The sequence below is a fragment of the Nocardia sp. NPDC058480 genome, assembly GCF_042720495.1.
Taxonomy (GTDB): domain Bacteria; phylum Actinomycetota; class Actinomycetes; order Mycobacteriales; family Mycobacteriaceae; genus Nocardia.
The window spans coordinates 15955-34610 of sequence record NZ_JBHXMN010000024.1 but is presented as its reverse complement, the minus strand read 5'-3'; the positions used below and the strand labels follow the sequence as shown (position 1 = coordinate 34610).

Genomic DNA, 18656 nt, shown 5'->3' with positions numbered 1-18656 from the left:
TGCTTCCCGATCTTTCGCCTACCGCAGTCGGTGCCGCGAACGCCGAAACTGGCTATCGTCGAGCTGGTGCAGCCTATGCGCAGATCGAGCGATCTCATGGACCGAAAGTGATGGTGCGATGGCTGATTCGGAAACCGTGTTCGATGCGAAACTGACGACCTTCCAACAGTGGCAGACGACCCCGTGGGGCAGGCTCCGCTACAGCATCGCCGCCGCGAACCTGACGCCCCACCTCCACCACGCCAGCCGCGTGCTCGACGTCGCCGGCGGCAACGGCCTCGACGCCATCGAGCTCGCGGCACGCGGGCACCACGTCACCATCGTCGACATCTCCGAACCGGCGCTGGCTGACGCGCGCGCCCTCGCCGCGAAGCAGGGCGTCGGCGACCGGATCAGCACGCAGCGCCTCGGCGTCGACGAGCTGGCGCGGCATTTCGCACACGACCAGTTCGATGTGGTGCTCTGCCACAACCTGATCCAGTACGTGCCCGACCCGAGAACGCTGATCGCCGTGCTGGCCGCGATGGTGGCACCGAACGGCGTGGTGTCTGTGATCGCGCCGAACGCCGACGCCGATCCCCTACTCACCGCGGTGCGCGACCTCGACCTCGAGGAAGCGCTACGACAGCTCGACAGCTCGACTCGCCACACGGTCACCTACGACACCGAAACCCGTGCCTGCTACGCCGATTCCGTCATCGACGACCTCGCCGAGGCAGGCCTTCATCTGCGGGCACGCTGCGGAATCCGCAGTGTCTGCGACCTGCTCGTCGACGACACCCGCAAGGACGACCCGATGTTCTTCGCCCAGCTCGAACGGCTCGAACTGGCGATGTCCACGCGCGCGCCTTACAGCTACACCGCGCGATTTTTCCAGCTCGTCGCCGGCCCTGCCCGCTGAGCGACCCGGTCAGCAGTTCGCTCACTGAGCGGGATCCGCAGTCGCAGATCAGCCCGGGATATCATCACGAACCGGATTCAGTTCGGTGAGGGGCAGAATGCCCCCGCTCGACAGCCGGTCCGCGGCATAGTCTGGACTGATGGCACGGCTGCCGGAAAGTAGGACCGAGCTGGTTCTGGGTCCGTTGCTGCGTCACGTCGGCGAAGGCGACGCCACCGTCTGGGTCGAGACGTCCGCACCGTGCACTGTCGAGGTCCTCGGCCACCACGAACACACCTGGACCATCGCCGGACACCACTACGCTCTCGTCCTGATCGCGGGACTGGCGGCCGGTTCCGTCACGCGGTACGAGGTCAGTCTCGATGGGGAGCGCGTCTGGCCACTGCCCGACGCCCCGTACCCGTCCGTCATCCGCACGCTCAGCGGCGACGCCGATCTGACCCTCGCCTTCGGCTCGTGCCGATTCGCCACACCGACGGCGACCCAGGACAACGACCACTTCGACGCCGACGCTCTCGACGCCTATGCGCGGCGAGTCATGGAACGCTCACCCGATGATCTGCCCGACGCGTTGTTACTGCTCGGCGACCAGGTTTACGCCGATGAGCTGCTGTCCCCGGAGATCCTCCGTCGCATCGACGAGTTGCACGACCTCGACCAACCGCCGGGCGCCCAGATCCGCAACTTCGAGGAGTACACGTGGCTCTATCGCGAGTCATGGTCCGACCCGCAGGTGCGCTGGCTGCTGTCCACGGTTCCGTCGTCGATGATCTTCGACGACCACGACGTCATCGACGACTGGAACATCTCGAAATCGTGGCGGGACGAGATCGAGGCCACCGATTGGTGGGAGGAACGCATCGTTGGCGCGTTGTCGTCGTACTGGATCTACCAGCACCTGGGCAACCTCTCGCCCGCGGCCCTGGCCGATGACGAGCTCTACCAGCGGATCCGATCCGAGGGCGGCGACTGCGCGGAGTTGCTCCGCGATTTCGCATCCGCAGCGGACGAAGAAGCCGACGGCGCCAAGGGAACGCAATGGTCGTATCGCCGCGATCTCGGCACCACCCGGCTGCTCGTCATCGATTCACGGTGCGGACGCATACTCGGCGGCAGCACGCGGTCGATGGTCTCCGAGCCCGAGTTCTCGTGGATCGAACGACAGACCGAGGGCGACTACGACCACCTGCTGGTGGGGAGCTCGCTCCCGTGGCTGCTGCCGCGCGCCCTCCACGACCTGGAGTCGTGGAATGAGCGCTTGGCCTCAGGGGTGCGGGGCCGACGTGTGACCGGATGGGCCGAAAGAATGCGACGCTCAGCCGATCTGGAACATTGGGCCGCCTTGCGAGATTCATTCGACCGGCTCGCCCGGCTCGTCGCCCGCGTCGGGCGCGGACAGTGCAGTGGCCCGGGAGGACGAGCGCCCGCCACGATCTGCGTGCTGTCCGGCGACGTTCACCACGCTTATGCCGCGCAAGCGCAGTTCCCCGACGACGTGAGGTCCCGGGTCTACCAGCTGACCTGTTCGCCGATGCACAACCGCATTCCGACAGCCATGAAGGTGATTTTCCGGGTCTCGTGGAGTCGGACCGCCGAACGGGTGACGCGTTTCCTCCTGGACCGGGTGTCCACCGTTCCCCCGGTGTCGGTCGAGTGGAGTCGGGTCACCGGCCCCTTCTTCGGCAACCAGATAGCGACGTTGCATCTGCGCGGTCGGACCAGCCGCCTCGTGCTGGAGCAGGTGAGCACCGACGGCGGCCGTCCACAGTTGACGACGGTCGCGGACGTCGTGCTCTCGACCGAGACGGACGGCTCGCCCTTGTTCTGATCGCGAATCTCGTAACCATCTCGGTAGCGAATACCAGCACCGCGCGATTCTGGTGTTCGTGAATTGTGGCGTCCCCAGCCAGACGACCATCAGCGCCCAACGCTGCCGTTTGTCGCTAGCTCATCGGTGGTGAGGGAGGTCCTGAGGATTCTTGAAGATCTCGAACATGGCGAAGTAGTTCTGGGAGCCGTACCCCTGAGCGAGCGCGAGTTCGGCGAATTCCTTCATCAACTGCGGCTGATCGGCGTTGACGCGCTGTTCGATGCTGGTGCGAGTGATGTGGTCCAGGGCGGTGAGGTTCATGTGCATGGTGCCGAGATCACCGGGGTAGGCGGCTTTGTCCAGGTTCGGTGCCTGTTCGGCGAGGCTCGCCGGGGCCAGCATCAGGGGCATGAACCAGCCCAGCGCGAGTTCGGCGAACTCGACCGCGGGCACGCCCGCGGAGCCGACCAGGGCAGCGCCGTGCAGGAATCCGTTCAGCGTCGCGTACATCATGCCCAGCAGCGCCGTGTTGTAGAGGACGGCGAGCCCTGGATCGGTGCCGAGGTATCGCGGGTCACCCAGGAGCGCGAGAGTTCTACGGTGGCGGTCGAATACGTCCCGAGAGCCGCTGTACACAAAGACTGATTCGGGGTCACCGACGAGCGGCGGCGGCACCATGACCGCGCCATCGAGGTAGTCGAGGTCGCGCTCGTCCGCCCAATCCGCTGCTGCCCGGGCTTGGGCCGGGGTCCCCGAATTGAGGTTCACCAGCAGGTGACCCCTGAACGCGTCGTCACCTGAGCCCAAGACCATCGGCGAGCTGTCCCGGCTCACGGGAGCGAGCGTGCGCTCGTTGCGTTACTACGAGGAACAGGATCTGCTTCGGCCACTGCGACGCCCGAGCGGCTACCGCGAATACCAGGCGGAGGATGTCGCCACGGTGCACGGCATCCGCTTGATGCTCGCGGCGGGGCTCAGCACCGCGACGATCCGCGGATTGCTGCCGTGCATGTCCGACGCCGGCGGCGAACTCACGCCGTCCTGCTCTGCGATGCTGCCCGACCTGCACCGCGAACGGCAACGGCTGAGCAGTGCCGCAGCCGACATCCTGACCGCACGCGACAGACTGGACGCACTCATCGAGGCCACCTCACGGCTCGACCTCGCTGATCCTGCGGAGTGTGACTCGGTGATGGCGGCGAACGGGTCACGCAGGGATGGCGGACTCGGGCACTGAGTGCAGCGATAACCCGTTCCAATCTGCTGTCGGTGGCTCGGGCAGAAAACGAATCCGCGAAACCTTGATGAGGATTAGAACACGTTCTAATATGTTGATATGGACCTCATCGCGATCGAAGAGATAAAACGCCTCAAATACCGATACTTCCGCACACTGGACCTCAAGCGATGGGACGAATTCAGCGATTGCCTGACCGCAGACATCAAGGCTCGCTACGGCACCCAGGCTATGAAAGCGCCGCTGCACTATGACACGCGCGAGGGGGTCGTCGGATTCATGTCCGAGAAGGTGGGACCAGGGATCATCACCACGCATATCGCCAACCATCCGGAGATCGATGTCGACGGCGATACCGCAAGGGGTTCTTGGGCTTTCGAGGATACGGTAATCGTGTCCAAATATAACGTACAGATCCGGGGCTCCGGCTACTATCGCGACGAATACCGTCGGGATTCCGACGGAAAATGGCGGATCGCGGCCACCGAGTACGAGCGAATCTATGAAGCGTCGACGTCGCTTCGGGACCTCCCGAGCTTTAAGCTGATCGCGAATCGCTGGGACCCGGATCTGCAGCACTGATCCATTCGACAACCACAGGCCGCTGACCCGGCGGAATATATCGACCGGGTCAGCGGCTTGTGTTATATCCGGAACAGATCACGCAGAATTCTTGGCAGTGGCTCCCGCATCGATCGGAATGACCATGCCGGTCATGTGCGCGCTGGCGTCCGCGGCCAGGAACAGCACGATTCTCGACACCTCCTCCGACTCGATCGCGGCGATGGGCAGGACATGGATCTTCTGGGCGAGCACGGGGGCGACATCGTCCCAGGAAGGCTGGTCGAGGTCAGGCCGGAACTTGCGATACATCGCGTCGTTCATCACCATCGGCGTCGCGACGTTGCCCGGGGCGATCGCGTTGACGGTGATGTTGTGTGGAGCCAACTCCAGCGCAACGGATTTCGTCATCCCGATGACCCCCCATTTCGATGCGGAGTAGGCGGTCATTGTCGCTCCGCCGGTCCGGCCGAGCATCGACGAGGTGGTGATGATGCGCCCATACTTCCGGGCGATCATGCCCGGGGTGACTGCGGCCAGGGTGTTGAATACGCCGGTGAGATTGCTGGCGATGACCTCGTCCCAGAGCTCTGCCGAATGCGAGTCGATCGGTGACATACCCACCACGCCCGCATTCGCGACGGCGATATCGACACCCCCGAACTCGCTGTCGGCTCGCCGCACCAGCGCCTCCATCGCGGCCCGGTCAGCGGTGTTCACGGTTGCGCGCAGACAGCGGCGCCCGAGCGCGGTGATCATCTTCTCGGTCTGGGCCAGATCAGCTTCGGACGCCAACGGATAGTCGAGCGCACCGCTGTCCTCGCAACGATCGCAGATGACGACATCAGCGCCGCGTTCGGCGAACGCGACCGCGTGCGAACGCCCTTGACCTCGCGCCGCGCCGGTGACCAGCACGACCTTGCCATCGAACTCGGTGGGCATGTTCCTCCTCGATACTCCGGAAAATTCATCGGGACAGTAGATTTCGTCGCAGCCGGCCGTACTGGCATCACCGCACGCTCGGGCTGTGGACGGCGCCTTTCGGTATCCGCAGGGCCACCGCCGCGGTGGCGAGGCAGGCCAGCACGATGTAGCCCGCGACGAGATCCAGCGAAACGACCGTCGGTGCCCCCGTTTCCGGCACGGTCGACACGGAGAGCACGAGCATTCCGATGGCGACCCCGATCGCCATCGACGCGGTGCGCACAACCGCGTTGGTGCCGACCACCTCACTGGTGTTCGCTTCGGGGACCGCCTCGACCAGCAGTATCGGCAGAGCGGTGTACGCGAACGCGGTGCCGATGGCGGCCGATGCCACCACGAACAGCATGCCGAGCACGGAATCGTGCATCGCGACCATCAGCACCGCGGAGACCGCGAACAGGGCAGTGCCGATGAGCAGCGAGCGACGGGCACCGAACGACTGCGCGACCCGACCGCTCAGCGGGGCGCAGAGGTAGGCGCCGGCCGAGGTGACGAAGACGACGAAACCCGCGACCGTCGGCGTGAGACCGAGTCCGAAGGGCGCAGTGGTGGGCGATTGGAGAACGATCGCGAAGACCATGCTGGTGATGCCGAGTGGTCCGATCGCCAGCGCGCAGGTGGCGGCCATGGTCAGCGCGACTTTGTGGTCGGTGAGCAAGCGCAGGTTGACGATGGGGTCCGGATGCCGCAACTCCCAGCCTGCCCAGGCAGCCAGCGCAACAACACCGCCGACGATGAGTGCCACGATGCGCGCGTCGGTCCAGCCGAGCGACTTCGCGAGGGTGAGACCGAGCAACGTCGCCGCGATGGCAGGCGCGAAGGTGCAGGTGCCGACCCAGTCGAGGCCGGTGCGCGGATGATCAACCGTGCTACGCGGCACGACGAACGCCACCAGCACGGCTGCCACGACGCTGTAGACCGCCGTGAAGGCGAACATGGCGTGCCAGGACAGGTAGTCGAGGAACAACCCGGCGACGATGAGGGCCGCGGCCCCAGCCGCCACCGCGGCTCCGGACACCAGCGCTACCGCCACGGGTACCCGTCGCCGGTCGACGTGCTGGCGCGCCAAGCCGATGCACAGCGGCAGGATCGCGCCGGCGACGCCCTGGATGGCGCGACCCGCCACGATCCCCCACAGCGAACTCGACAGCATGCTCACCAGAGAACCGACGACCGAGACTGCGAGCAGCACGATCAGCACCCGCTCACGACCGAACATGTCGCCCAGGCGGCCGCAGATAGCCGCCGAGGCCGCGGCGACGAGCAGGAAGGCGGTGTAGGTCCAGCTGACGGTGGCCGTGTCGGCGTCGAAGATCCGCATGAAGGTCGGCGTGGCCGCGATCACCATCGATGCCTCGAGCGCACTGATGACCTCGACGACGACCAATACGGTGATGATCGACCACTCCGAGCGTGGCGATTGCATGGTGATGCCTCGAATCATTTGCGGCCGAGGAGTTTTCGCATGGCCCGTGCTGCGCCTTCGACGAGCTGGGCACGGGGAAAGCCGCTGCGCTGCTCGGCGGCCGCGTAGTTGCCGCCCGCTACCCAGACCGGACCGTCGGCGAGATGTTCGAGCCCTTCTGCGGCCACGTCGCCTGGCTCGGCGACGAGCATTCCCGGAATGTCGAAATTCAGGCCGGCACGTTCCATCGCGGGGGTTCGGGTAACGCCGAGGACCAGCTCGACGACGTGGACACCGTGCGGCCGGAGCTCGAGCCAGAGCCCCTCGGCGAACACCCGGCTGAACGCTTTGGCCGCCGCGTAGATGCTCTGATGCTCCGCACCCAGGTAGCCGGCCAGCGACCCGAGCAACATGATTCCGCCGCGGCCGCGCGCGGCCATTTTCGCGCCGAAGTGGTGGGCGAGCTCGAGCTGGCGGTCGATATTGAGCGTGATGACACCGCGGAACCCGGCCAGATCGCCGGTGACGAACTCGTGGCCGTAGCTGTTGGCCCCGGCGTTGAAGATCAGCAGGCCGACCTCGAGGTCGGCGGTGGCTTCGCGGATCCGGTCCACCGCGTCGGCATCGAGCAGATCCAATGCCAGTGTCCTTACCTCGACGCCGGTGGCGCGCACCTTCGCCGCGGTCTCCTCGAGCGGGCCCGGCTTGCGGGCGATGAGCACCAGATCGAGTCCCGCCGTGCTCAATTGCTCGGCGAACGCGGCGCCTACGCCCTCGGACCCGCCGGCGATCACGGCCCACGGGCCGTAGTGGTTCTTGTCGATCATGCGCTTGCCTCTCAGTGGGGAACGGACGCCACGAACGGCGCGTGGACGGTCTGGAAGTACTGGAAGGCCGAGTACGCCAGGATCGGTGCCCCGACGAAGATCGTGCCCGCCATGGTCCCCACCGGACCGAGCATCAACGCGCCCGCGGCGCAGCCGGCAATGGGGCCCGCGCCCAGCAACGCCGCGAGCGGCAACGTGGCAGCGGTCAGCACGGCCGCGCCGAGCACGCAGCCCGCGACACCGCCGATGACCGTTCCGATCATCGCCCCGCTGACCGAGGCGATGGTCGCCTGCTGCACCAGCGAACCGAAGGCAGCGGCATTGCGCGCCTCGACCGTCGGATACGACGCGTCCGCCTGACGGCGAGCGTCAGCGATCGAGACGAGCGGACCGGTAGTCGGGGCATCGGCGACCGTGACTGCCGCGGCCGTGTTCCGGTCAGGCGTCAAGGTAGCGGTCGTACCGTTGAACTCGGCGGCGATCGGGTAGGCACGGCCCGCCAGCTGGTAGGTCAACGGCAGTTCGGCGACAACGGTCCCGACGCCGTTGCGGATCTGGACCTTGCCGTCGCGCTCGGTGAACGATCCGACATCGGTGGCGATCACCACGGACTTGTCGACGATGCTCGCGGTGTAGTTGATGCCCGGCGCGAGAGGGAGCTCGATCTGTTCGAGGCCGTTGGGCTCCGGTGCGGGTGCGGGATCTGCCAGGGCCTGCCCGCCGACTGCGCTGACGGTGAGAGCGGCCAATGCGGCTGCGGCGGTGAACTTTTTGATCACGCTCATGTGCGTTGGTCCAATCCTGAATTCGATGCTTGATGCCGTTGTCTACGGGAGTGGGCTACGTCACGGTCGGGCCCTCCCAGTGGATGGGACTGGCGCACAGCGGTAAAGACAGGCGCATGGGCCGAGTAGGGCGGCGGGGTCTGCGATGATGACGTGTGGTCGGCCGACTCGATCTCACTGAGCGGGCGCAACCTACCGAGCGATGCGCGCGGCGGGCAGCATCGAACTCGCCGGCGCAGGGCCGGACGGAAGGGGAAGCGATGCCGAGAATCGCCGAGTCGCGCGATGCTGCGGCACCGAGTTCTGCCGAGCAGCATGCCCGGGTTCAGCGCATTCTCGAAGCCGCCGCCGCACTCGCCACCGAGAACGAACTCGAACGCGTCCAGATGAGCGAGGTAGCCAAGCTAGCGGGGGTCGCGGTCGCCACGTTGTACCGCTACTTCCCGTCGAAGACGCATCTGTTCGTCGCGGTCATGGTCGATCAGATCGATCGGATGAACGCCGGGTTCGCCCGCCGTCCCCGGGCCCAGATGAGCGCCACCGCCGCCGTCCACGACACTCTCGTACGCGTCGTGCGCGCGCTGTTGCGCCAGCCGCTGCTGGCCGGCGCGATGATCCAGTCCAACAGCACCGCCAAGGCGGCCGTCGTCCCCGATGCCGCCCGCGTCGAGCAGCATTTCCGGCAATTACTCTACGACGCAGCCGGTATCGAAGTGGCGACCGAGCGCGACGCCACGCTGGTGCGCGTGCTGATCCACGCGGCGTTCGGTGTCATCCAGTCCTGTCTGAACGGCCGGATCACCGTGCCCGACGCAGAACACGACCTGCGGGTGATGTGCGACCTGTTACTGGTCGAGTGGCCGACATCCTTCACCTAGCGGCCGGATCGCCGAACAACCACGCCGGCCTGGCGCGCGCAGCGACCCGGCCGGCGTGGTTGTTCAGAGTTCGATCGAGCGGCGGGCCAGCTTACCGGTCGCGTTGCGCGGCAACGCTTCCTCGGTGATCCGCCACCTGGTCGGCACCTTGAAATACGCCAGGTGTCCGGCAGCGAACTCGGCCAACTGCTGTTCGGTGACCGACGCGTCCGGCGCGACCACGACCACGGCGGCCACTTCCTGTCCGAGATCCGGGTGTGCAACACCGAGGACCGCGCACTCCGCGACCGCGGGATGTTCGTCCAGGCACTGCTCGATCTCGGTGGGATAGACGTTTTCACCGCCGCGCAGAATCAGGTCGGAGCGACGACCGGTCAGCCGCAGCATGCCCGCTTCCAGGATTCCGTAGTCGCCGGTGCGCAACCAGCGGTCGGGGGTGATCGCCACCGCGGTCGCCGCCTCGTCGTCCCAGTACCCGAGCATGACGAACGGGCTGCGCACGCACACCTCGCCCTCGGTGCCGTCGGCCACCGGCTCGCCCAACGGGTCACGGATCTCGAGGGCGACCGTGAGGATCGGCCGCCCCAGGGTGCCCGGCGTCTGTTCGAGATCGGCGGCGGTGGCGGCCGCGATCGCGGTGCTGCACTCGGTCAGACCGTAGCTGTCGACCAGGGCGTCGCGGGCGAAGGGGAACCGTTCGCGGAGACGGTCTTTGAACGCCGTCGACGACGGCGCGGACGCCAGGGCGAATCCGGTCAGCGAGGAGAGGTCGTAGTTGTCCGCGCCCTCGTGGTCGAGCAGTCGGGCGGCCATGGTCGGCACCGGACCCCAATGGGTGACCCGCTCGCGCTCGATCAGGCCGAGCACGGTGTCGACATCGAAGCCGCCCTGATTCATCACCACCGCACTGCCGGTGGCCAGGCGCGGGACGGCCAGATTGTGCAGGCTCGCGATATGGAACAGCGGCGAGGTCATCAGGTACCGGCGCGGGCTCGGGTCCGAGTCGCGGTAGGTCTGTCCCATCAGCTCGGTGACGAACGCGTCCGCGAACCGGTGGTAGTCGACGACGGCGAGCAGATTGCGCTGGGAATGCAGGGCGCCCTTGGGCTTTCCGCTGGTTCCGCTGGTGTAGAGAATGACCGCCGGGTCGTCCTCGTCGGCCTCGGCCTGCGGCAGGTCGGCGCCCGTGTACTCGGCGATCAGCCGGGGCAGATCCGATTCCATGGTGAGCACGGTGATGCCCGAGGTGTCGACGCCGGCGAGTGCCTCGGCTCGTTTGGCGTCCACGATCAGGATCGAGGGGCGGCTGTGGCGCAGTGCGTAGTCGATCTCGCGGGGCACCCACCAGCCGTTGAGTCCCACACTGATGGCGCCGAGGCTCTGCGCCGCCCAGAACGACATCACCCATTCGGGGGTGTTGGCGGCCAGCACGGCCACCCGATCTCCCGGTGCCACGCCGTACTCCGTGCGCAGCGCGGTCGCCAGCGCGGCCACCGCGTCCAGATGCTGAGTGAACGAGATACGCCGGTCGGTGGTGACCAGGTAGTCCCGATCGCCCCAGGCCCGCGAGGCGGCCAGCAGTTCGCCCACTGTCCGGCTGCGGTGCCGCAGCACAGGTATCTCGGTGCCGAGGACCTTTTCGCCGACGATCTCGAATCGTCCGCCGGGCCCGATCAGCCGCGCGAGAACGTTCTCGACGTTCGGCTGTGCCGTTGATGCTGGTGTCGACATGGTGGCTGTCTCCTTCGCCGTGCTCATAGCCACAGCAACCTCTCATGCGCCGAGCACCCGTCCCGTGATCATTACCACTGAGCGAGACTGCGGGCCTGCCAACGGTCGGCCGTCTCTAGCGTTCGGGCACCACCACGAAGGAGGCGATATGACGACTTTCCCCGATACGCCCACAGCGCGTGTCGACCCGCTGGCACCGGCCAAGCTGGGCCCGATCACGTTGCGAAACCGGGTCATCAAGGCCGCCACCTTCGAGGGGCTGACGCCGAAGGGACTGGTCACCGACAAGCTGATCGAATTCCATCGCCGTCCGGCCGCGGGCGGTGTCGGGATGACCACCGTCGCCTATTGCGCCGTCGCGCCGGAGGGGCGCACCGCGCCAGGGCAGATCTACTGGCGCGACGAGGCGATGCCGGGGTTGCGCAAGCTCACCGACGCCGTCCACGCCGAGGGCGCCGCGGTGTCCGCGCAGATCGGCCACGCGGGACCGGTCGCTGCCGCGAAGTACCTCGGCATGTCGGCCCTGGCGCCGAGCCGGAGCTTTCGGCTGATCTCGCAGAATTTCACCAAGCCGGCGACGACGGCCGACATCGAGCGCATCACCCGCGCACATGCGCAGGCCGCACTGCGCGCGGTGGAGGCCGGGTTCGACGCGGTCGAGCTGCATTTCGGCCACAACTACCTGATCAGCTCGTTCCTCAGTCCACGCATCAACAAACGCGAGGACGAGTACGGCGGCAGTCTGAAGAACCGGGCCAGGTTCGCGCGCGAGGCGGCCCGCGCGGTGCGCGACGCCGTCGGCGACAAGATCGCCATTCTGGCCAAGCTCAATATGGACGACGGTGTACCGGGCGGATTCTGGCTGGACGAGGCGATCCGGGTGGCGCAATGGCTCGAGGCCGACGGCTCGCTCGACGCACTCGAACTCACCGCGGGCAGCTCCCTGCTCAACCCGATGTATCTGTTCAAGGGTGACGCGCCGCTGCGGGAGTTCGCCGCCACGATGCCACAGCCGACCAAGCTCGGTGTCCAACTGCTCGGCAAGCACCTGCTGCGCGAATACCCCTACCGCGACGCCTATTTGCTCGAGGATGCCAAGCAGATCCGCTCCCAGGTCAGCATGCCGCTGGTGCTGCTGGGCGGAGTGACGAGCAAAGCCGTCATGGACACAGCCATGGCGGAGGGCTTCGAGTTCGTCGCTGTCGCTCGCGCGCTGCTGCGCGATCCGGAGATGGTGAACAAGATCCGCGCCGACGAGCGCACGAGATCGCTGTGCAACCACTGCAACAAGTGCATGACCGCCATCTACCGGGGCACGCATTGCGTGCTGAATGTGGCGTGACCGCGATGGGTACGTTGGACGGCCGCACAGCACTGATCACGGGAGCGGGCCAAGGTGTCGGGCAGGGTATCGCGTTCGCGCTGGCGAACGAGGGCGCAGCCATCGCCGTCGTCGGCCGCACCGAGGCCAAACTCCTCGATACCGCGCGGCAGATCCGCGCTCGCGGTGGTCGTGCGGAGGTCTTCACCTGCGATATCGGCGACGGCGCACAGCTCGCGTACCTGGTCGATCAGGTCGTCGAGACGCTGGGCGGGGTCGATATCCTGGTCAACAACGCGAACCAGTCGACTCTCGGCCCGCTCCTCGCGATCACCCCCGAACGCATGGAACAGGCGCTGGCCACCGGCCCAGTCGCGACGCTGCGGCTGATGCAGGCCTGCCATCCCCACATGAAGGCCCGCGGCGGTGGCGCCGTCATCAACATGGTGACCTCGGCGGCGGTGCGCTGGGACACCAGCGGTTACGGGTTGTACGCCGCAGTCAAGGAAGCGATGCGCTCACTGACCCGAACGGCGGCCAGCGAATGGGGTCCCGACGGCATCCGGGTGAACGCGGTTGCGCCACACGCACTCTCGCCGGGCCTGAAATGGTGGACCGAGCACAATCCTGAGGAGGCCGCGGAATTCGTCGCGTCCATTCCGCTCGGACGGATCGGTGACTGCGAAGGCGATATCGGCCGTGCGGTCGCGTTCCTGGTCGGCCCCGATGCCCGCTATCTGACGGGCGCGACGATTCCCCTCGACGGTGGCCAGGCGCGCTGGTCCTGAAAGGTGTTGTGCCCCATTATCGATGGGGCACAACACCTTTTCCGTCTACCGCAGTTTGATGCTTCCGCCGTCGGCCATCAGGGTCTGGCCCGTCATGTAGCGGGAACTTTCGCTCGCCAGGAACACCACAATCGGGGCAATATCGGTCTCGGGATCACCGATCCGCCCGAGCGGCACCTTCGCGATCGACGCCGCCGCCCGCTCCGGGAACGCTTCCTGCCACTTCAGCACGCCCTCGGTCGCTGCGAACGGGCTCACCACGTTGACCCGGATACCGTCGGGTGCCCACTCGTTGGCCGCCACCCGGCTCAGTCCCCGGATCGCCTCCTTCGCGGCAGCGTAGGAGGCCTGGGTCGGCATTCCCTCCAGCCCCGAACCCGAGGCGAAGTTGATCACCGACCCCTGCGCGGCCTTCAACTGCGGATAGCAGGCCTGCATCAGATGCACGGTCGGATAGAAGCCGGTGCCGAAGGAGAGGTCGAACATCTCCTGCGTCTGCTCTACGAGCGGTGCCTGACGCGACGCGTGCGCGTTGTTGACCAGGATGTCGACGCCGCCGTACTTCGCGACGGCGGTGTCGCGGATCTGTGTCGCGGCGTCGGCGCGAGCGATGTCGACATCGAGGAACGTCGCGGCCTCGCCGAGCTCTCGCTCGAGCGCGATGCCCGACGCCCGATCGATGTCGACGAACACCACGGACGCGCCTTCGCGCACGAAGACCCGAGTGATGGCGCGACCGATGCCACCGGCCCCGCCGGTGACGATCGCGACCTTGCCGCTCAGTTTCATGCGCGCACTCCGGCGGCGAGGAGATCGCGTGCGGCAAGGCTCGCGATGAGGGTTGCGGTGTCGGTCATGAATTGACTCCTATCGGTTGGACGTGTCGAGATTCCGATATGCATCGTCGGGTCGGCTCCCGTCGGATTGCTCGAGGATCGCCGGTATGTGGTGATAGGTAACACGCGCGGGCTGCGGCCATCTCGGCGATCAGCATGTCGGAGTCTCCGATCTGTCGAATCTCGCGATTCTCCTCGCCGAGCCCGTTTCCCGATGCTACCTTGAAGCAAGAATTCATTTCAGTTTTTTGGTGCGTTAGGCCTCTGAACAGCACAGTTGGAGAACTCAATGACCATCATTGATTCACGCGAAGTAGCAACAGTTCCGAAACGGGACGTGCCTCCGTCCATGGTCGAACGCATGACCTTGATCCTCGATACCTTCGAGGGTCGCGCATCGCGACTGTCCCTGGAAGAGGTTGCCGACCGGGCGCGGCTACCCCGTTCGACGGTTCATCGCATCCTGCATCAGCTGGTGCAGCTGAACTGGGTCGAACACACGGAGTTCGGCTATCGCCTCGGAGTGCGAGCGCTCGGATTGGGCGGAGGTGATGATGGGCGCGGCGAGATCCGGGCTGCGGCCGCGCCACTGCTGCACGAGCTGCACCTGCAGACCGGATTGGTCGTCCACCTGACGGTGCTCGAGGGCGGTGACAGCGTGTACCTCGACAAGGTCGGCGGACAATTCGCCGCCCGATTCCCTTCTCGGGTCGGCGGGCGACGACCCGCGTACACCACAGCGGGTGGCAAATCGATCTTGGCATTGCTCGCGCCGGAAGCCGTCGAATGTCGCTACCGTCGCCCGCTGCGCGGGTACACCGATCGCACTATCACCACCCTCTCGGCCCTGCACAACGAGCTCAACCGGATCAGGCAGCGCAACGGCGTCGCGTTCGACCAAGGTGAATCAGCGTGCGAAGTCGCCTGCGCCGGCGCCGCGGTCCGCGGACCCGACGGGCCGGTGGCGGGCATCTCGCTGTGTGGCGATCTGCGCACCACCCGACTCGAGCGGGTCACACCGCTGGTCGTGGACGCGGCCAGGGCGGTATCGCTGTCGTTGTACCCCGAACTGGAGGGACGGCGGCGGCGCGGTGGCACGCGCACCGCGAGCAACTCCTCGCACGGCACGCCCGCGGTGGCCGACCGCTCACCACTAGTCGATCAGCGTGTCGGCGCCGGGTCTCGTTGATTGATTGATCCGCCAACCCTCCACCTGTAGAGAGGAATAGTGGTGTCGGCGAATAGACGACGATTCATGCTCGGTGCCGCGGCGGCGGCGGGAACAATGGCGGCGGGGTTGGCGGCCTGCGGTTCCGACCGCCCCCGCGAGACCGCAGACATCATCTTCACCGGCGGTCCGGTGGTGACGGTGGCGCCGGGCGCGCCGGAAGCCGAAGCACTGGCTGTGACCGGCCGGCGGATCACCGCCGTCGGATCGGCGGCACAGGTGACGCGACTGCGGGGATCGTCCACCCGGGTGGTGGATCTGCGAGGCCGGGCGTTGCTGCCCGCGTTCGTCGAAGCGCATGGCCACCCGTTCAGCATGGGTACCGCGCTGGCGCCACCGTCGATCGACGTGCGTCCCTTCACCGTGCCGACCGGCGGTGCGGTATGGAAGAAGCTCACCGACGCGGTCGCGACGACGCCGAAGGGCAAGCCGATCATAGTGAACGGCGTCGACCTGCTGCTGCAGGCGGACCTGCAGATCCCCACCCGGACACAGTTGGATCGAGTCGCACCCGACCACCCGGTCATCATCGTCGCCAATAGTGGGCACGCCGCCTATGCCAACAGTTCCGCGTTCACGCTGGCGGGCATCACCAGAGACACTCCAGACCCGGTCGGCGCGCAGTTCGTCCATGGCGCCGACGGTGAGCTCACCGGCGAGGTGCGCGAGGCGGCGGCGATCATCATGTTGTACTCGCCCTTCGCGGCAGCCGCAGGCACCGGCGCCCGCGACAACGTCCGCTGGGCGTACACGCAGCTCGCGCAGGTCGGCATCGCTACCGTCAGCGAACACGCTTACGACGCCAAGTCGCAGTCCGCGTTGTTCTCCGCGCTCGCGCGGGAACCGGACTGCGCGGTGCGCGTCCGTGCCTACGAGGTCGGCAGCCCGCAGCTGGCCAACGATCCCGCCAACACCGCGGGCGCACCAGCAGCCGCGGACGCGCTGTTCGCCAAGATCGGGATGAAGTTGTGGGCCGACGGCTCACCGTGGCAGGGCAACATCTTCACGACATTCCCGTATCTCACCGACGAGACGACGGCCAGAATGGGCCTCGGTCCGGATCATCACGGCGAGATGAACTACACCCCTGCGCAGATCAGCGAGCTGGCGGCGGCGTTCGTCGATCAGGGCTGGCAGTTGTCTTGCCATGTACACGGTGACGCCGCGGTCGACGTGGTCCTCGACGCCTACGCGAAGACCGGAGTGCCGGCCGATCGGCGGCCGAGGCTCGAACACGTCGGTGCCATGCGGCCGGACCAGTTCGCGCGAGCAGCCGAATTGGGTGTATCCCCCAGCCTGTTCATCGAGCACGTCTACTACTGGGGCGACGTCCTCATCGACGAATTGTTCGGGTCCGAGCACGGCGCGCCGTGGATGTCGGCGAAGTCGGCGCTGGACGCGGGCCTGCGCATCTCGTTCCACAACGACGGCACCGTCACCCCGCCGAACCCGATCGGCAACATCGCCACCGCGGTCACCAGGGCCACCCGCGGCACCGGCCGAGTTCTGGCACCCGAACAGCGCATCGATGTCGACGCGGCCATCAAGGCCCAAACCCTGGACGCCGCTTGGCAACTACACCTCGACACCGAGGTCGGCAGCCTGGAAGCCGGCAAGTACGCCGACCTCACCGTCCTGTCGGCCAACCCACGCACCATCGCCCCCGACCAGCTGCGTGACATCGGTGTCGAAGCGACCTTCCTCATGGGCAGGCAAACTCACGGCGGCCCTCTCGGCTGACCACACACCGCTCGACATCCCGACCCGGTCGCCCAAATGCTGCGGTCGATGCTTCGGTCGCACCACGTAGCTCAGCACCACTCGCGGCGCACACCATGGCAGCGTGCCCATAGTGTGCGCCGCGCCTTTGTCGCGGCCGGACCGGTGGGCACAGCCGGATATTCCTAGCGTGTGAGGGAAGCCATGAGAATTCGGTCCACTCTCGTCCTGTCTGCCGTGATGTTCCTGGTGGCCGCGTTCTTGTCGTTCACGGCGGGATTCGGTGCGGCGGCGCCGCCGACCGGTGTGGAGCAGCCGGATCCGCCACCGCCGACGTCGACGCGGGCGCCGGGGACGTTGGTCCAGCCGACCATCACGCAGCTGCCGCCGATCACCTCGCTGAGACTGCCGCCGACCTTCACCCTTCCACCGACACTCACCCTCCCACCGACTTTCACCCTCCCGCCGATTACCACGTCCGGCATCCCGCCGACCACGACGACGGTTCCGCCGACGACCACCTCCGGCGTCCCGCCCACCACGACATCGGGGCCGACTGTCACCCCGACCACGACGACCACGACGGAAACCACACCGCCGACGACGACCCCGAAGCCGAAGCCGGAGTGCCGCACCGAAGGCGGATACCTGATCTGCGTCACCGGCGACCTCCTCGTCATCGTCCCCGAGATCCCGTCGTACTACGACAAGAAGTGCGGTTGCCAGGTCTTCACCTATCGAGCACCGTCCGGTCGCCTGTGCACCGGCTATCAGAACGGCAATGACATCGTCTTCACCGGCTACTACCCGGAGAAGGTCAAGACCGTGCAGGAAGCGAAGGTGGCTCAGGAGGCCGGCGAAGTGATCCTGGAGACCCCGCCGGCCGAGATCGTGACCGGCCGCGATCCGGGTTCGGACGGCACCGGTGTCTCGGGCTGGTGGTGGATCACCGGTGGTGTCGGTGCCGCCCTCCTGGTCACCGCTGGTATATCGCTGCTGGTTCGCCGCGCCCGATAATGTCAGCCCTGGCGAAGGTGGCTCTGTTCGGCGGGGCACTGTTGATCGGTGTCTCCGTCGCACAGGCGAGCGGGTTGCTGCAGAGCGTGCTGACGCCCGGCGTGGTCCAGACGACATCGACGCCGGAGACCGTCGGGCCGCCCAGTACTCGGTCGGTCAGGCAGGTCCGGCAGTCGGCGCCGATCTGGATCGCGATCGAACCGGGTCTGCTGGGGCGGACCACGCTGAACCCGGCCGGGATCAAAGCTGTGAACGGCCGGGTGGAACCGGTCGACAACCGGCCGGTCTTCCGCACCGACAGCAACCGGCCTGGAACCGATTCCAAGGGAACCTCTTTCATCGTCGGCCACAACTTCGACGACGGTTCGGGCACCGAGGTGCCTTTCGCCGCACTCGAGCGGGTGCGGGTCGGGCACACCGTCACGGTGGGCACCGCCAACGGCACCCTCTCCTACACGGTCCAGGAGGTCTTCCGGGTGCCCAAGCGTGAGATGCCCCAGCGCACAGACTTATTGGTGAACGTGGCGGGCCGGCTGATCCTCGAGACATGCGACACCACGCCCGAAGGTGCCGACACCTTCGACAACCTGGTGATCGTCACCCAGCTGTCGGGGGCGCAGTGAACACA

18 protein-coding genes are annotated in these 18656 nt (G+C 66.7%); 11 read left to right on the top strand and 7 right to left on the bottom strand.

Features of this window, described 5'->3' with window-relative positions:
• Window positions 1-118: 118 nt before the first annotated feature.
• Entirely contained in the window at window positions 119-901 is a 783-nt protein-coding gene (locus ACFWO8_RS31900; protein ID WP_378973340.1) for a class I SAM-dependent methyltransferase, read from the top strand.
• Window positions 902-1040: 139 nt separating this feature from the next.
• Window positions 1041-2729 carry an alkaline phosphatase D family protein gene (locus ACFWO8_RS31895; protein ID WP_378973334.1) on the top strand — a complete coding sequence of 563 codons (1689 nt, stop codon included), beginning with the start codon at window positions 1041-1043 and terminating at the stop codon, window positions 2727-2729.
• A gap of 120 nt (window positions 2730-2849) precedes the next feature.
• Here the strand turns inward: ACFWO8_RS31895 and ACFWO8_RS31890 are convergent, their stop codons facing one another.
• Complete coding sequence (locus tag ACFWO8_RS31890; RefSeq protein ID WP_378973330.1) at window positions 2850-3545, bottom strand: hypothetical protein; 696 nt, start codon at window positions 3543-3545, stop codon at window positions 2850-2852.
• A 10-nt stretch (window positions 3546-3555) separates the two neighbouring features.
• Here ACFWO8_RS31890 and ACFWO8_RS31885 point away from each other — a divergent pair, with 10 nt between their 5' ends.
• Both ACFWO8_RS31885 and ACFWO8_RS31880 read left to right on the top strand, forming a co-directional pair.
• The gene (locus tag ACFWO8_RS31885) at window positions 3556-3948 is read left to right on the top strand and encodes a MerR family transcriptional regulator (RefSeq protein ID WP_378973327.1); all 393 of its coding nucleotides are present in this window, start codon (window positions 3556-3558) and stop codon (window positions 3946-3948) included.
• Window positions 3949-4047: 99 nt separating this feature from the next.
• Entirely contained in the window at window positions 4048-4530 is a 483-nt protein-coding gene (locus ACFWO8_RS31880; RefSeq protein WP_378973319.1) for a nuclear transport factor 2 family protein, read from the top strand.
• Between the two features lie 78 nt (window positions 4531-4608).
• On the opposite strand, the gene ACFWO8_RS31875 is transcribed toward ACFWO8_RS31880, so the two are convergent.
• From ACFWO8_RS31875 to ACFWO8_RS31860, 4 genes are all read right to left on the bottom strand, one after another.
• Window positions 4609-5451, bottom strand: coding sequence for a mycofactocin-coupled SDR family oxidoreductase (locus ACFWO8_RS31875; RefSeq protein ID WP_378973315.1), 843 nt, complete (start codon window positions 5449-5451; stop codon window positions 4609-4611).
• Between the two features lie 67 nt (window positions 5452-5518).
• A complete protein-coding gene (locus ACFWO8_RS31870; RefSeq protein WP_378973310.1) occupies window positions 5519-6919 on the bottom strand; it encodes an MFS transporter in 1401 nt (466 codons plus the stop codon).
• Between the two features lie 14 nt (window positions 6920-6933).
• Window positions 6934-7725: an SDR family NAD(P)-dependent oxidoreductase gene (locus ACFWO8_RS31865; RefSeq protein WP_378973303.1), complete on the bottom strand. Its 792-nt coding sequence runs from the start codon at window positions 7723-7725 to the stop codon at window positions 6934-6936.
• Between the two features lie 11 nt (window positions 7726-7736).
• Window positions 7737-8510: a hypothetical protein gene (locus tag ACFWO8_RS31860; RefSeq protein WP_378973295.1), complete on the bottom strand. Its 774-nt coding sequence runs from the start codon at window positions 8508-8510 to the stop codon at window positions 7737-7739.
• 260 nt (window positions 8511-8770) lie between these two features.
• Here ACFWO8_RS31860 and ACFWO8_RS31855 point away from each other — a divergent pair, with 260 nt between their 5' ends.
• Window positions 8771-9388, top strand: coding sequence for a TetR family transcriptional regulator (locus ACFWO8_RS31855; protein ID WP_378973291.1), 618 nt, complete (start codon window positions 8771-8773; stop codon window positions 9386-9388).
• A gap of 63 nt (window positions 9389-9451) precedes the next feature.
• On the opposite strand, the gene ACFWO8_RS31850 is transcribed toward ACFWO8_RS31855, so the two are convergent.
• Window positions 9452-11119 (bottom strand): class I adenylate-forming enzyme family protein, encoded by a 1668-nt coding sequence (locus ACFWO8_RS31850; RefSeq protein WP_378973438.1) that lies wholly within the window; start codon window positions 11117-11119, stop codon window positions 9452-9454.
• Between the two features lie 148 nt (window positions 11120-11267).
• Between ACFWO8_RS31850 and ACFWO8_RS31845 the strand changes: the two genes are divergently transcribed.
• Window positions 11268-12461, top strand: coding sequence for an NADH:flavin oxidoreductase (locus ACFWO8_RS31845; RefSeq protein WP_378973284.1), 1194 nt, complete (start codon window positions 11268-11270; stop codon window positions 12459-12461).
• Between the two features lie 5 nt (window positions 12462-12466).
• Window positions 12467-13228: an SDR family NAD(P)-dependent oxidoreductase gene (locus ACFWO8_RS31840; RefSeq protein WP_378973277.1), complete on the top strand. Its 762-nt coding sequence runs from the start codon at window positions 12467-12469 to the stop codon at window positions 13226-13228.
• Window positions 13229-13273: 45 nt separating this feature from the next.
• On the opposite strand, the gene ACFWO8_RS31835 is transcribed toward ACFWO8_RS31840, so the two are convergent.
• Window positions 13274-14017 carry an SDR family NAD(P)-dependent oxidoreductase gene (locus tag ACFWO8_RS31835; RefSeq protein WP_378973255.1) on the bottom strand — a complete coding sequence of 248 codons (744 nt, stop codon included), beginning with the start codon at window positions 14015-14017 and terminating at the stop codon, window positions 13274-13276.
• Between the two features lie 336 nt (window positions 14018-14353).
• Here ACFWO8_RS31835 and ACFWO8_RS31830 point away from each other — a divergent pair, with 336 nt between their 5' ends.
• The 4 genes from ACFWO8_RS31830 (at window position 14354) to ACFWO8_RS31815 (ending at window position 18651) form a co-directional block, all read left to right on the top strand.
• Window positions 14354-15253, top strand: coding sequence for an IclR family transcriptional regulator (locus tag ACFWO8_RS31830; RefSeq protein ID WP_378973247.1), 900 nt, complete (start codon window positions 14354-14356; stop codon window positions 15251-15253).
• A 42-nt stretch (window positions 15254-15295) separates the two neighbouring features.
• Complete coding sequence (locus tag ACFWO8_RS31825) at window positions 15296-17032, top strand: amidohydrolase (RefSeq protein WP_378973237.1); 1737 nt, start codon at window positions 15296-15298, stop codon at window positions 17030-17032.
• A gap of 183 nt (window positions 17033-17215) precedes the next feature.
• Window positions 17216-18028 (top strand): hypothetical protein, encoded by an 813-nt coding sequence (locus ACFWO8_RS31820; RefSeq protein ID WP_378973232.1) that lies wholly within the window; start codon window positions 17216-17218, stop codon window positions 18026-18028.
• A 17-nt stretch (window positions 18029-18045) separates the two neighbouring features.
• The gene (locus ACFWO8_RS31815; RefSeq protein ID WP_378973227.1) at window positions 18046-18651 is read left to right on the top strand and encodes a class F sortase; all 606 of its coding nucleotides are present in this window, start codon (window positions 18046-18048) and stop codon (window positions 18649-18651) included.
• Window positions 18652-18656 lie beyond the last annotated feature (5 nt).